Here is a 13885-nt window from a genome sequence, read left to right on the forward strand (position 1 = left end):
AGGTAGTAGTTGAAAGGCTTACTCGCCGCGGAACGCCGCCGGGCGCTTCTCTAGGAATGCTTGCGTGCCTTCCTTAAAATCTTCGGAAGCAAAGCAGCGGGCAAAAGCATTTACCTCGGTTTGGTAGCCGTGGCGCTCGGGCTCAAAATAGGCATTCACGCAGTCGATTACCTGGCCCACCGCTAGCGGCGCTTTGGTAAGAATACGGCCCAACAACTGACGGCAGAAATCCAGCAACTCGGCCTGCGGTACCACGTGGTTTACCAGTCCCAGGCGCAGGGCCTCGTCGGCTTTCACCAGGTCGGCGGTCATCATCAGCTCCAATGCCTTGGCTTTGCCTACCAGTTGGGTAAGGCGCTGCGTGCCGCCGTAGCCCGGAATCAGACCTAGGTTTACTTCGGGTTGGCCGAAGCGGGCATTGTCAGAGGCTACCCGAATGTGGCAAGCCATGGCCAGCTCGCAGCCACCACCTAGGGCAAAGCCGTTGACGGCCGCAATTACCGGCTTGTTGCTTTCCTCGATGGTGCAGAACACCTCTTGCCCACGCTCGGCCGTGCGGCGGGCCAGCGGCTCGCTTAGGGCCGAGAGCTCGGCAATATCAGCCCCGGCTACAAATGCCTTTTCGCCGGCGCCGGTAAGGATAACGCCTCGTACAGAAGGCTCGTCGAGCGCAAACTGAATGGCTTGGCCAATCTCCTCGATGGTAGCTGCGTTCAGCGCATTCAGCTTGCTGGGGCGGTTAAGCGTGATGGTCAGAATGCCGTCGTCGGTGCGGTCGAGTGCGAGGTTTTCGAGTTCTGGAAGCATGATGGAAATAGGGTGGTTTGCGAAGCTTGCCGGCAAAGATAGAGACAATGCGCACCTCGGCTTTGGGGCCTCGGGCAAGGCATTGGTTGAGTTCGGAAAGAGAATTATTCCGTCTGACAATATTTCGACAATGCCTTAAATGCACCAAGCACCTTTGTGCTACTCGCTAAGCCAACCACAACAATCGGCTAAGTGCAGGCAAGTAGGGGATAATTATATTCCTTCTATACTTGAGTGTAACCGCAACCATTTCAACCACTTCCACTCCACATTATTATGGGCTTCGTTTCCGAATTCAAAGAGTTCATCTCGAAGGGCAATGTACTCGACCTCGCCATAGGTGTAATCATTGGCGCTTCGTTCGGCAAAATCGTGGCGTCGCTTACGGATGATATTTTGATGCCGGTGCTGAGCTTGTTCACGCGTGGTATCGACTTCAAACAGTTGTTTGTAGCTCTCGACGGCAACACTTACGAAACCCTTGAGGCCGCGCAGGCAGCTAAAGCTGCTACCCTCAACTACGGCAACTTTATCAACGCCGTAATTTACTTCCTGGTAATCGCCTTCGTTATTTTCTGGGTAGTGAAGCTGGCCAACCGCTTCAAAAAGCCTGCTCCGGTAGCCGTTGTTTCGGAGCCGACCCCCACGAAAGAAGCAATTCTGCTGGCCGAAATCCGCGACGCGCTGCGGGCCCGCGCCTAACGTCTGCAGGGCTTAGCCTTGGTGCACTTGCTTAGCCGGTGCCGGAAAACTGCCGATGGGCAGCCCGGCACCGGCTTTTTGCATAGCAAGGAGTTGAGGCATTGTTTTTGACAAAGTAGCGTTACGTACATCGGCTACGCTTGGGCAAGCGTTTATTGAGCTCGACCGCGCTGGCTTCGGCCATTTTGAACTAACTTGCCTAGGTGCCCGTTGGCCCGGCGTAGCCGCCAACTCCTCGTTTCTGCTGACATGAAAAAGTACATTGCCGCCGCTGCCCTTTTAGCTGCTGGTATGCTTGCCACCGCTACCGCGCAGGCGCAAACGGCTACCCCATTCACGGGCAGCGGGCCTCGCCGCGAGACTCCTAAAAAGCGCAAAGCCTCGAACCAGGATATCGCGCGCATGCAGCAACGCATGAGCATGAACGCCGGCGATGTAAAGCGCGATCAGCAAATGGAAGTGCTGGAAGCGCGCTCGGGCGTGGGCAACAGCAGCCTTACGCGCGGTTCGTCATCGGCGCGGCAGTACGATCGGTCTTCTGGGGCCTTTACGGTACGCAAGTTCAAGGACAAACGCGTGGGCGTGCGCCCTCAGAAGCGCGGGCAATCCCGCCCGGCGCCCGGCATCGACCCCAAAGGCAAGCCGCTAAAGCACAAGCACAACAAGAAAGGCTTCTTGTTTTTCAGATAACAAGCAGCACCTAGTAAAGAAAAAGCCCCGGCGCAGCGCTCCGGGGCTTTTTGCTTCTTCGTGTCGTTTCAGAGCCACCGTTCGCCTCTGAGTCGCAGAAGAATTGCTGAGTGTTGCAGTGGAGCAACTAGTGAAACTTGCGTTGAGAGATTAGTGGAGAGAATATGGGCTTACCCTAGGTGACGGTTAGGGTAAGGCCGAGCAGTACGGCAAGTAGCAAGCCTGCGCATCGGCGAAGTACAACGCTGTGCATGGCGGCAAAAGATTACAGCTTCACGAGCTCCAAACGTTGATTGAGCGGGGCGTACTCGTCGTCGGGTTCGGTGTAGAGCGGCTGCGAGGCACCTAGGCCTTTGGCGGCCAAGCGGCTGCCATCGATACCAAGGGCCACCAAGGCCGCACGTACGGCATCGGCGCGGCGCTGCGAGAGCTTCTGGTTGGCTGCGGCATCCCCGGCGAGCAACGTATGAGCCTCGATGCGCACGCGCACGGTTGCATCGCGCCGGAGCATATCCGCCAAGCCTTTCACGAAGGGCTGCGAATCGGGCAGCAGCGTGGCCGAACCTTCCTCAAATTGGATGGTATGCGATACGATGCGGCCGTTTTCGAGCAGCTGGGTGTAGTAGTCGCCGGTGCGCTCGGTGATTTTGCGCTCCACGGCCGCTTCGACCTTGCGCTCGGCAGCGCGCTGCACGGCCCGCTCCAGAATGCCGTATTGGGCTTGCGACAGCGCTGGGTACAGCAGCAGCGCACTCAGGATAAGTAGAAACGTTTTCATGACGCGTAGTTGCGGTGTGAAGTGAGGGAATGGGGGTTGCCCTAAGGGGCGCAGCGTTTGGCCAATTGCTACAGCTCAGCTAAGCGAGTGAGGTTGAGCTGCCGCGCGATTTCCTTTACCAGCCTAGTGTCCTGTTGCTGCGTCGACTCGACGGAGACAAAAAACCGGTCGCCAACACCCAAGGCTACCGTGGCGTGGTGTTCCTTCTTCTGAAGGGTTTCGTACCCGCGCACACCGGGCATGCCTAGGTCGCAGCTTTGCATTAGTTGCTCGTCGTTTTCCTGCGAGCCAAGGCCCATAAGGGCGGTTGCGCCTGCGTAAAGGGCATTGGCTCCGTTGTAGTCGACGAGTTGCACCTTTAGGTGCTGGTTGCCCCTGCGGTAGCGCTGCTCGCAGGTGGAGTAGCTTACGCTGCCCATGTTCACCGATTCGCCCTGCGGTTCGCCCTCGCGCACAAACCCGGCCACCTCGCCCGGCAAAAACAGCTGCAGCTCCTTGTAATGCAACGAGAGGGTATCGCCTCGCGAAGCACGCTCTTGGTACCGCAGCTCGGCATCAACCAAGTGCTGCTCCAGCTGTTCGGTTGCCTCCTCGGTGGTAGTCACTGCTGCGAGCGGATCGGGGGTACGATGCGTTTGGCCGCAGCTCATAAGCAGCGCGAGCAGCAAGGCGCTGCTGGCAAGGGTGCGCAGGGCATTCATGGCTGAAGAGGAGGTGGGTGGAGAGGGCGGGAGTGGGGCCAGATCAGAATCTGGCCGTCAGTCCCAACTTGAGGTATGACATGTCGTAGCCGGCTTCGCCGAAGGCCCCTAGGTTGTCGTTGAACATGTAACGGCCGCCCAGGAAGAAGCCCGAAGTCACGTAGCTACCGCCGTATTCGCGGGTGTATTCGCGGTCGAGGTAATTGTCTGAATATGACTCGACGCGCACGCCAAGGCTGATGCCTGCGTAGGTGTCTAGCTTTGGTATATCGAACACGTTGTAGTGGTAAGCACCGCGGGCCGACACCAGGAAGTTCTTCCACGAGCCTTTGTAGTCGCCCGATTTCCAAGAATAGGCTTTGTAGCCAATCATGCCGCCTACGCCAATCACGCCCGGCCCTAGGTTGTCGATGATGCCGCGCTCAACCGAGAGGCTCAGGGCTGGGGTGGAGCGCACACCCGTGAACAGCGAATAACCATAGCCCAAACCAAAGCCAACGCCTAGGTTGGCGGCCATGCTGCCTTTGCCAAACTCATGCGCGGCAGCACCTTGGGCTTTGGTGATAGTAGCGGACTTGGCAGTGGCTTCGGGAGCAGCTTGCACCGCCGGCTCGGCAGCGGGGGCAACAGCGGCGGGCTTAGCGGCAGGTTTAGCCGCGGCGGGTGTGGCCTTGGTAGCGGCAGCCGGCTTGGCCGCTACAGCTTTGCTAGCCGTGGCTGAAGCTGGTTTGCTAGCAGGGCGTGTTTGGCCAACGGCGGTGTTAGTTACCAGTGCCGATACAGCAATAAGAGTAGAAATGCCAAGCGTTTTCATAGAGTTGTATGGGTTAGAACGGTGTGAGAAACGAGCCCTGAATGCGGCGGCCATGTGGGCCAACCGTCTGGGACAAAGCTACCCTGCGAGCCTACCCAGCGGCAATAGCATGATGATGTGAGCACATCGGTAACCGCCTATACCCAGGCCCCGAACAGATGTAAGCACAAGTGCCCCGCACGTAAGCCAAAGGCCTAGGTGCAGGGCACAATCAGTAATTCAGCAATAAACCTTGCCTGGTAGGCAGGTAATTGAGGCACCAGTTTATGTGAGGCGGTGGTGCCCTAGGTGCTACCGATTAAAAGTTGGGAAGCAAGCGGTAGGCAAAGCGGCCGATAAGGGGTAGTGGTTCCTGCAGGCCGCTCATGGCAGCCATAACCCCGAGCATGCGCATAAGCAGGGTAAGCGCGAGTCCGCCGCCGGCCACCACCAAGCTACTCCAGCCAAAAAAGGGCAGCAGTGCTATTTGGGCTACCAAAATACCTAGGCTGAGCAGGAGGAGCAGCGTCATCTGCCGCAGGTGGAAGGTGGCCAAGGGCCCACGCTCGTGGCGCGAAGCGCGGTAGGCTACCAACCAGCCAAACACCGAGAGGTAGCACATGATGGCCATCTTCCGATCGAGCTGTTCGGTGCTGCCGCGGTGTTCGTGCGAACCCCAAGGCGAGATTCCCACTTCGTCAAAGTCGCCTAACCAACTTCCAAGGCGGCTGCTAAAGCGCAACACTATATCAGCTGCCAACAACCTCTGCAAAGCAAGCATAACGGTGAGAAAAGGATGATAGATGTAACGGAGCCAGTGCCAGGGTAGCGGCAGCTGTATCGATAGCAAAGAGCCCATTTGCGTGGTGAGCAGGCCGTTTGCTTTCGACGGCACAAATGTGCAGGCCTAAGCTCCGTAAGCGTTAATACCAATGTTTCAAATGCTGTTACTTATGTTGCATTGAATATATTTGCTTGATAATCAATTGTTTTAATAATAGAATTGGGGCTTTTACACTCCAGCTGCAAGCTCCTGGAGAGGCAAGGTTACGGCAATTAGTTGGTCGCTATTGCCTGTGTAGCATACTCCGAAGGCGACTGCCGGTACAACTCGCGGAAGCATTTGCTGAAGTAAGACAGGTTGGCAAACCCAACGGCTTCGGCTACTTCGGCTACGTTGCCGGCGTGGCCTTGGAGTAGCACCGCCGCCCGCCGCAGCCGAACCGTGCGCACAAATTCCGAAGTAGGTTGGTCGGTGAGGGCTTTTAGCTTGCGGTGCAGCTGCACCCGGCTCATAGCCATTTCGTCGGCAAACCGCTCCACGCTGAACTCAGTATCGGCCATGTGCTGCTCAACCACGGCCATGGCACGGTTGAGAAACGTTTCGTCGGCGGAGGTAATGCTGATGTCGCGGGGCTGCAGCGTAACCTCGCGGCCGAAACGCTGCCGCAGCAAGCGGCGCTGCTGCACCAAGTTATGGATGCGGACGCGCAGCTCCTCTGGGTGGAAAGGTTTGGTCAGGTACTCGTCGGCACCCAAGCCAAAGCTGGTCAGGCGGGCTTCGTCGCCGGCGCGGGCCGTCAGCAATATCACCGGAATATGTGAGGTGTGCTCGTCTTCGCGAATGCGGCGGCACAGCTCAAGCCCATCGAGTACGGGCATCATTAAGTCCGAAACGATTAGATCCGGCTCTAGGTCCTTCAGCAAAGCCAAGCCTTGCTCGCCATCGTTGGCAGTGCGCACCCGAAACTCGGTAGCCAAGCACGTGCGGATGTAGTCGCGCACCTCGGGGTTGTCTTCGACCACCAACACCAACGGGCGCGCATCGGAGGGAGCTACCGTGAGGGCAGTATCCGGTTGATCGATGAAATCGGGGAGGGATACGGCAAAGCCTGCGTTGGTTGCAGAGGCTGCCATGGCCGGGCGTATTTCGTTAGGCTGTAGGTGCGCGTTGCCCAAAGGCAGCTCAACCACAAAGGTGGTTCCTTCACCTAGGGCACTCGACACCCGAATGCTGCCATGGTGGAGCGTTACCAGCTCTTTCACCAGTGCCAGGCCAATACCCGAGCCCTCGTGCCGCCGGGTTTGCGTATCATCAACCTGATGAAAGCGGTCGAAAATGAGTGGCACGTGCTCGGCCGGTATGCCTACGCCCGTATCCTGCACGCGCAGCACCGCTCGCCCGGCTTGCTGACCTAGGCTCACGATTACCTCGCCGCCGGCGGGCGTAAACTTGAAAGCATTGCCGAGCAAGTTGTACAGAATCTTATCGAACTGATCGGCGTCGAGGTACACCTCTAGGTTGTCCAGCTCGGTTTCGAAGCGAAGGGCCACTGCGTGCGACACGGCCAACGACTCAAACGAGGAAACACTGGTGCGCACAGTGCGCACCATATCTACAGGTGCCGCGGCTAGGTGCATTTGGCCTGCTTCGAGGCGGGCAATATCAAGCAACTGGTTAATAAGCTGCAGCAGCCGGCGCGCGTTGCGCAGCATCAGAACGTACTCAGGCGGAGCAGGCTGGTCAGGTTGCTGCTGTGCCTCGCTAAGCAGTTGCTCCAGCGGACTGATGATAAGCGTAAGCGGCGTGCGTAGTTCGTGCGAAATATTGGTGAAGAACTTGGTTTTGAGTTCGTCGAGCTCCTGCAGGTGGTGTGAGGTGCGGATGCTTTCGTGTAGCTCTTGGTAAGCACGCTGCAACTCGGCTGCGCGTTCGGCCAGTTCGTGGTTGGTACGCTCCTGTAGTTCTTCTTTCTCGCGCGAAACAACTAAGGCTACTTCTTGGGCGTGCTGCGTTTCGCGCAGAGCGGTCAATGCCTGATTTTGGGCCGCTTCTTTTTCTTGCAACGCCTGCAAGGCTGCTTCCTGCGCTGCCTCTTTGTCGCGTTTAGTAAGATTGATGCGGTCGGCAAAGCCAAACGATAACAGCAACATTTCCAAAGCCGACGCTACGTGCACACCATGCGCTGCCCAAAAACCCGTGCGCGGCGTAACGCCGAGCAGCCCTAGGTAATAATTGGCCACCGCCACGAGCAGGAGCGTCCAGCCAGCCATGTAGTATTTGGCGGGGCGGTACCCAGTGCGCAACACCAGTACACCCGCCGTAAGCAACACTACGCACGTCCAGAGAGCAGGTAACGCCTGCCACCAAAGGGCTTCATTCGGGTTGGTAAAGAAGGGGCCAAGCAATGGCAACCATGCTACCAGCAAGGTAAGCTTAAGGGCCCGATCGAAGCGAGGCAACAATCGCCAAGAGTCCAGAAATGCCCGTGCCGTGAGCGTGCCGAAGAAGATGGTACAGGCCAGCACAATGTTTTGACGCATATCCAGTGCAAAGCCCGACCAGTTGCTGGGCCACACTTGCCGCCAATAGCCCGTCATGTCGAACTGCAGGGCAGCAAAAAAGCCCACGTACAGCACGTATAGTAAATAGCTTTTGTCGCGGATCGAAAAGTAAAGGAGCAGGTTGTAGGCTGCCAGCGCCAGCAAAATCCCGAAGTAAGGTCCCATGGCCCAGTCGCCCTCGCGGTACTGCTGCAGCAGGTGCGCTTGCTCCGACAGGCTAGGAAATACCATTTGCCCCGCTGGTGCCTTTATATAAACGGTTACTACTTGGCCAGGAGGCAAATTCAGCCCTAGGTTGAAATGACGCGTGCGCAGAATATGGGTTTGCTCGTGCGGCAAAGTAGAACTCATGCGCCGGTGCTCCACTTGGCCATTGGCTTGCACTACGTACACATCCAGCCCATCCATGTACTCGGTGCTCGTGCTCAGCACCCAGTGCGTAGCTGAGTGCGCCTCCGATACAATGTTGTAGCGCCACCATGCCTCCGTTGCTGTTGCTGGAACAACTGCGTTGGCGGCTGGTACAAACTGGTTGTTCCATTCGGCAGAGCGTACCTGCGCCAGATCCAACGGCTGGTTAGTAGCTAGCACCAAGCCTTTGGTGCGAGGGTAGTATATACGGGCAGTGTCGCCTACCACCAACACATCAGTCCTAGGTGCCGCACCGGCCCAGGTTGCCATTAGCCACAGATATACGCCGAATAACAGGTATTTCATTCGCTTAGTAAGTCACGGTGGCGCACACATAAGATACAACACACCGGGCACATAGAGCCAAAAAAGCTCGGAGCCGTTGCCTGTGCTGCAACAAAAACCCCAGCCTTGTGGGCTGGGGTCTTCGGTATGGTAATAAGTTGCTGGTTTACAGCGTACGCTTAACTTCTTTTTCTTCAAAGCCTTCGATGATGTCGCCTTCGCGCAGATCATCAAAACCTTTGAGCGAGATACCGCATTCGTAGCCCTGGCGCACTTCCGACGCGTCGTCTTTGAAGCGTTTAAGAGCCAAGATAGCGCCAGTGTGCTGCACGATACCGTCGCGCACCAAGCGCACTTTGGTGTTGCGCGTGATGGTGCCATCCGTAACCATACAGCCGGCGATAGTACCAACCTTCGTGATGTTGAATACTTGACGTACCTCCACCGTAGCTACTGTTACCTCCTGCACCGTCGGGGCAAGCATGCCTTCCATAGCATCCTTCACCTCGTTGATGGCGTTGTAGATGATCGAGTAGAGACGGATATCGATCTGCTCCTGCTCGGCCAGCTTGCGGGCACCTAGCGAAGGACGCACCTGGAAGCCGATGATGATAGCGTCGGAGGCCGATGCCAGCAACACGTCGGATTCGGAGATGGCACCCACACCTTTCGAGAGGATGTTTACGGCCACTTCGCCGGTCGAAAGCTTCAGCAGCGAGTCCGACAGAGCCTCTACCGAGCCATCCACGTCGCCCTTAACAATGATGTTAAGTTCTTTGAACGAACCGATAGCCAAGCGGCGGCCAATCTCGTCGAGCGTGATGTGCTTCTTGGTGCGCATCGACTGCTCGCGCTGCAGCTGCAGACGCTGGGTAGCAATTTCGCGGGCTTCGCGCTCCGTTTCCATTGCCACAACCTTGTCGCCCGCTTGCGGAGCGCCTTGCAGACCTAGGAGCTGAACCGGAGTCGACGGACCGGCCGACTTCATCTTCTTGCCGCGGTGGTCCGTCATAGCCTTCACGCGGCCATAGTGCGGACCAGCCAGCACGATGTCGCCCACGTTCAGCGTACCCGTTTGCACCAGAATGGTGGTCACGTAGCCACGGCCCTTGTCAAGCGAGGCTTCGATTACCGAACCTACTGCCCGACGGTCAGGGTTGGCTTTCAACTCCAGCAATTCGGCTTCAAGCAGAACTTTCTCGAGAAGATCCTCGATACCGGCACCGGTTTTGGCCGATACTTCCTGCGACTGGTACTTACCGCCCCATTCTTCTACGAGAATGTTGATGGCCGACAGTTCCTCGCGGACTTTGTCGGGGTTTGCACCCGGTTTGTCAATCTTGTTCAGCGCAATTACGATGGGTACGCCAGCAGCCTGTGCGTGGTTGATGGCTTCCTTCGTCTGCGGCATCACCGAGTCGTCGGCTGCTACCACGATGATGGCAATGTCCGTCACCTTAGCACCACGGGCACGCATAGCGGTAAACGCTTCGTGACCAGGCGTATCAAGGAAGGTAATCTTACGGCCCGACTCAGTGGTTACCTCGTAAGCACCAATGTGCTGCGTGATACCGCCGGCCTCGCCTTTCGCCACCTGTGCGTTTCGAATGTAGTCGAGCAGCGACGTTTTACCGTGGTCGACGTGACCCATGATGGTCACAATCGGAGCACGGTCTTGTAGGGCATCAGGATCGTCTTCGTCAACGATGGCCACATCCTGCTCGTCTTCAGCCGACAGGAATTCTACATCGTAGCCAAACTCATCGGCAATAACCGTAATGGCTTCGGCATCGAGGCGCTGGTTGATGGACACGAACATGCCCATGTTCAAGCACACCTTAATAACGTCGTTCACCGACGCGTTCATCAGCGAAGCCAAGTCGTTGGCCGAGATAAACTCGGTCAACTTCAGCGTTTTCGAAGCCAGTTCGCTCTGCTGACGCGCCAGCTCTTGCGCTTCGGCAATGCCAGCACGCTTGTCGCGGCGGTACTTGGCGCGATTTTGCTGATTGCCACCACGGCCACCGCTCAAACGAGCCAGCGTAGCCTTTATTTGGTCCTGGATCTGCTTGTCGCTCTGTTCGGGCGACACAGCAGGGGCCGGACGATTGGGGTTGCCACCGCGGTTGTCGCGGCCACCGTGCCCACCCGGGCGGTTGCCCTGGTTTGCCGGGCGCGTCGGGCGGTCGTTGCCAGTGCCACCTTGGCGGTTGCCACCTTGCTGCTGATTCCCCCCTTGTCCCTGACCTTGGCCTTGCTGCTGGCCACCAGGACCCGGCGTAGCAATGCGCTGGCGCTTTTTCTTGTCGCCAATGCCTGCTTTGCGAACATCAGATGAAGCAACCGGACGGGCGCCACGGTTACCACCCCCACGACGCGATGCATCGGTGGGCAGCTCAATCTTGCCTAGTACCGTTAAGCCTTTGAGCTGGTCAGCACGGGCTATGATGGTGCCTTGCTCAGGAGTAGGCTCTGTAGGTGCTGGGGCAGGAGTTGGCGCTGGGGCAACAGGAGCCGGAACAGCTGGCTTAGCCTCAGCAGCCGGAGCAGGCGCTGGAGCTGCAGGTTGTGCCGGAGCACTAGGAGCTACCGGAGTTGGCGCCGGCGCCGCAGCCCGAGGTGCTGGCGCAACAACCGGAGCGGGTGCCGGTGCAGGCTTAGGAGCAGCAGGCTGCTGAGCTACTGGCGCAGGTTGCGGAGCCGGAGCCGGCTTGGGTTCCGGAGCTGGCGCAGGTGCTGCAGGCTGAGTTGTAGTAGCCGCAGGTGCAGGGGCCGGAGCCGGGGCAGCAGGCTGCGCGGGTTTTGGAGGAACCGGGCGGCCTTTGGCGTCAAGCTCAATTTTACCTAGCACCTTGAGCCCGGGCACAGGGCGGCCATTATCCGCGGTTGGAGCGGCTGCAGGCTGTGGTGCCGGAGACGCGGGCTTTGCCTCCGCTGCCGGAGTTGCAGCTGGTTGCGGAGCCGAAGTAACCGGTTCTGCTGGCTTGGGAGTGGCCACTACCTTGGCAGCTTCCTTAGCTTGAGATGCCTGCTCAAGCTCGGTATGACGCAGCGACTGGCTTCGTTTGGTAGCCTCGGCTTTATCCTGAGCCGACGACGCAAACTCTTTGTTCAGCAGTGCAACCTGATCGGCCGACAGCTTGGTGGTGGGTTTATTTTCAACAGAAATTCCCTTCGTCGCGAGAAAATCCACAATTGTGTGGGTCCCGACGTTCAGGTCTGTGGCCGCTTGTTTCAGTCGTTTGCTTGCTGCTTCCGCCATTCTTTGGTCGCGTGCGATACTCGTAGTTTGTTGCAAAAGTACGATTTAATTATTGCCAAACGGCGGAAAACCTGCCAGTATAGACAGGCCTTCCGCCGATGATATCCGAAGCGGGTGTCGGTCGCCTACGTTGGAGGCCGGTCCGCCGGTTATGCGTTGGGCTCGGCTGCTTCGCCTTCAGCAGGCTCAGCGGCTTCATCCTCGCCGTCGAATTCGGCCTGGATGACGCGGAAAACGTCTTCTACGTTTTCCTCCTCCAGTTCGGTACGGCGTACGATATCGGCTTTGTTCACAGCCAATACGGCACGGCCCGTATCAAGGCCGATTTTCTTCAACTCATCGATAATCCACTGGTCAATTTCGTCGCTGAATTCCTCCAGCGCGATATCCTCTTCATAAGAGTCGGCTTCGCGGAACACGTCGATTTCCATGCCTACAAGGCGGGAAGCCAGTTTGATGTTGGCACCACCCCGGCCAATTGCCAGCGACACTTGGTCTGGTTTTAAGAACACCGAAACCCGGCCAGTTTGTTCATTGATTTTCATCGATGAAATCTTGGCTGGCGACAACGCACGCTGAATGTACAGCTCGAGGTTGTCGGTGTAATTGATAATGTCGATGTTCTCGTTCTCGAGTTCGCGCACCACGGCGTGGATACGCGAGCCTTTCATGCCCACGCAAGCACCTACTGGGTCGATGCGGTCATCGTAGCTCTCAACGGCTACTTTGGCACGCTCGCCGGGTTCGCGCACGATGTTTTTGATGGTAATCAGGCCATCAAAGATTTCGGGCACTTCTTGCTCCATCAAGCGCTCCAAGAAAGCCGGAGCCGCGCGCGACAGAATGATTTTCGGAGCACCATTGAGAACATCCACGCGGTGTACTACCGCCCGAATAGTGTCGCCCTTGCGGTAGCGGTCCTTAGGGATCTGCTCCGATTTGGGCAAGCTCAGTTCGTTCTCTTCCTGGTCGAGCACCAGTGTTTCGCGACCCCATACCTGGTACACCTCGCCGGCGATGATTTCGCCAACCATGTCTTTGTACTTCTGGTACAGGTTATCGCGCTCGAGGTCCTTGATGCGCTGAATGAGGGTTTGACGGGCCATAAGCACAGCGCGGCGGCCAAACTCTTCGAGCTTCACCTGCTCCGATACCTCTTCGCCTACCTCAAAGTCGGGCTCGATTTTGCGGGCCTCAGCCAGCGGAATCTTGTCGTGGTCCCAGATGTCCTCGGATTCGTCGTCCACGATTTCGCGGTTACGCCAGATTTCCAAGTCGCCGTTGTCGGGGTTGATGATGACGTCGAAGTTGGAGTCGTCGTTGTACTTCTTGCGAATCATCGTCCGGAACACCTCTTCGAGGATGCTCATCATGGTAGGACGGTCGATGTTCTTGAACTTGGCAAACTCCGAGAACGACTCGATGAGGTTGAGCGTGTTCATATGGGTGGTGATTGAATGCCGTATTGTTGCTACTTCAGAAGCAGGTGCCTAATACCTAGGCAAGATGCTAACTATCTGGGCAACAATAAACCAGTCGGTAATTTACTTGAATGAGATGACCACTTTCGCCTCGCTGATATCCGCAAACGGCACCAAAGCAGGGTCAAGGGTCTTTTTCTTGTTCTTTTCTTTCACCACCTCGCTCAGCATAATGCCTTCGGGGGTGGCTTCTTCGAGGGTGCCGGTTTTTTCGGTGCCGCCGGCCAATTTAAGGCTGAGCGTGCGGCCGACGTGGCGCGCATACTGACGAGGACTTACCAGCGGCTGATCGGCTCCGGGCGAGGTAACCTCCAGCGAGTAGGCAGCATCTTCGCCATAAGCTTCGTCGATTTGGCGGGTAAGGCGGCGCGTGATGGAGCCAAGCTCACCGATGCCGATGCCTTGGTCGCCGTCGATGGTAGCCGTGATTTTCGGACGGACAGCCGTGTCGCTCACCGTTAGGCCCACCACAAAGTACTCGGGGCCGGGTAAGCTGGCCTCTAGCATTTGTTGTATGCGGGTACGTTCGAAGCTCATGGAGTTGGGTAGTAAAAGAAAGAGGGGACTACGCGTCCCCTCTTCTGATTACGATTAAGTACTGCAAATATACAACTTTTGGAGGCGAAACGC

Annotated in this window: 11 protein-coding genes; 2 read left to right on the forward strand and 9 right to left on the reverse strand. The window is 57.3% G+C overall.

The features are described from left to right. Positions 1–18 precede the first annotated feature (18 nt). Positions 19–807, reverse strand: coding sequence for an enoyl-CoA hydratase/isomerase family protein (locus ASU33_RS06545; RefSeq protein ID WP_059069452.1), 789 nt, complete (start codon positions 805–807; stop codon positions 19–21). Between the two features lie 276 nt (positions 808–1083). On the opposite strand from ASU33_RS06545, the gene mscL reads away from it, so the two are divergent. Continuing rightward, the gene (gene mscL, locus ASU33_RS06550) at positions 1084–1509 is read left to right on the forward strand and encodes a large conductance mechanosensitive channel protein MscL (protein ID WP_059069453.1); all 426 of its coding nucleotides are present in this window, start codon (positions 1084–1086) and stop codon (positions 1507–1509) included. A 249-nt stretch (positions 1510–1758) separates the two neighbouring features. Further along, positions 1759–2199 (forward strand): hypothetical protein, encoded by a 441-nt coding sequence (locus ASU33_RS06555; protein ID WP_059069455.1) that lies wholly within the window; start codon positions 1759–1761, stop codon positions 2197–2199. 265 nt (positions 2200–2464) lie between these two features. Here the strand turns inward: ASU33_RS06555 and ASU33_RS06560 are convergent, their stop codons facing one another. The 8 genes from ASU33_RS06560 to rimP all read right to left on the reverse strand — a co-directional run bounded on the left by ASU33_RS06560 (position 2465) and on the right by rimP (position 13792). Beyond that, the gene (locus ASU33_RS06560) at positions 2465–2977 is read right to left on the reverse strand and encodes an OmpA family protein (protein WP_059069457.1); all 513 of its coding nucleotides are present in this window, start codon (positions 2975–2977) and stop codon (positions 2465–2467) included. 68 nt (positions 2978–3045) lie between these two features. Then, complete coding sequence (locus ASU33_RS06565; protein WP_059069459.1) at positions 3046–3678, reverse strand: hypothetical protein; 633 nt, start codon at positions 3676–3678, stop codon at positions 3046–3048. A 43-nt stretch (positions 3679–3721) separates the two neighbouring features. Further along, complete coding sequence (locus tag ASU33_RS21635; protein WP_059069461.1) at positions 3722–4492, reverse strand: hypothetical protein; 771 nt, start codon at positions 4490–4492, stop codon at positions 3722–3724. A gap of 298 nt (positions 4493–4790) precedes the next feature. Beyond that, complete coding sequence (locus ASU33_RS06575) at positions 4791–5252, reverse strand: hypothetical protein (RefSeq protein ID WP_059069464.1); 462 nt, start codon at positions 5250–5252, stop codon at positions 4791–4793. A 275-nt stretch (positions 5253–5527) separates the two neighbouring features. Beyond that, positions 5528–8533 carry a 7TM diverse intracellular signaling domain-containing protein gene (locus ASU33_RS06580; protein ID WP_078062932.1) on the reverse strand — a complete coding sequence of 1002 codons (3006 nt, stop codon included), beginning with the start codon at positions 8531–8533 and terminating at the stop codon, positions 5528–5530. A 145-nt stretch (positions 8534–8678) separates the two neighbouring features. Next, complete coding sequence (gene infB / locus ASU33_RS06585) at positions 8679–11774, reverse strand: translation initiation factor IF-2 (RefSeq protein ID WP_059069468.1); 3096 nt, start codon at positions 11772–11774, stop codon at positions 8679–8681. 149 nt (positions 11775–11923) lie between these two features. Beyond that, entirely contained in the window at positions 11924–13216 is a 1293-nt protein-coding gene (gene nusA / locus ASU33_RS06590) for a transcription termination factor NusA (protein ID WP_059069470.1), read from the reverse strand. A 102-nt stretch (positions 13217–13318) separates the two neighbouring features. Beyond that, positions 13319–13792 (reverse strand): ribosome maturation factor RimP, encoded by a 474-nt coding sequence (gene rimP / locus ASU33_RS06595; RefSeq protein ID WP_286130422.1) that lies wholly within the window; start codon positions 13790–13792, stop codon positions 13319–13321. Between the last annotated feature and the right edge of the window lie 93 nt (positions 13793–13885).

It is taken from the genome of Solirubrum puertoriconensis, from assembly GCF_001483135.1.
In the GTDB taxonomy this organism is placed as follows: domain Bacteria; phylum Bacteroidota; class Bacteroidia; order Cytophagales; family Hymenobacteraceae; genus Solirubrum; species Solirubrum puertoriconensis.

Bases quoted from the DNA above. Each gene is read 5' to 3' on its own strand.
- rimP (WP_286130422.1), bottom strand. From the start codon at position 13,792: ATGAGCTTCGAACGTACCCGCATACAACAAATGCTAGAGGCCAGCTTA.
- ASU33_RS06560 (WP_059069457.1), bottom strand. From the start codon at position 2,977: ATGAAAACGTTTCTACTTATCCTGAGTGCGCTGCTGCTGTACCCAGCG.
- infB (WP_059069468.1), bottom strand. From the start codon at position 11,774: ATGGCGGAAGCAGCAAGCAAACGACTGAAACAAGCGGCCACAGACCTG.
- ASU33_RS06555 (WP_059069455.1), top strand. From the start codon at position 1,759: ATGAAAAAGTACATTGCCGCCGCTGCCCTTTTAGCTGCTGGTATGCTT.
- ASU33_RS06575 (WP_059069464.1), bottom strand. From the start codon at position 5,252: ATGCTTGCTTTGCAGAGGTTGTTGGCAGCTGATATAGTGTTGCGCTTT.
- mscL (WP_059069453.1), top strand. From the start codon at position 1,084: ATGGGCTTCGTTTCCGAATTCAAAGAGTTCATCTCGAAGGGCAATGTA.
- ASU33_RS06580 (WP_078062932.1), bottom strand. From the start codon at position 8,533: ATGAAATACCTGTTATTCGGCGTATATCTGTGGCTAATGGCAACCTGG.
- ASU33_RS06565 (WP_059069459.1), bottom strand. From the start codon at position 3,678: ATGAATGCCCTGCGCACCCTTGCCAGCAGCGCCTTGCTGCTCGCGCTG.
- ASU33_RS21635 (WP_059069461.1), bottom strand. From the start codon at position 4,492: ATGAAAACGCTTGGCATTTCTACTCTTATTGCTGTATCGGCACTGGTA.
- nusA (WP_059069470.1), bottom strand. From the start codon at position 13,216: ATGAACACGCTCAACCTCATCGAGTCGTTCTCGGAGTTTGCCAAGTTC.
- ASU33_RS06545 (WP_059069452.1), bottom strand. From the start codon at position 807: ATGCTTCCAGAACTCGAAAACCTCGCACTCGACCGCACCGACGACGGC.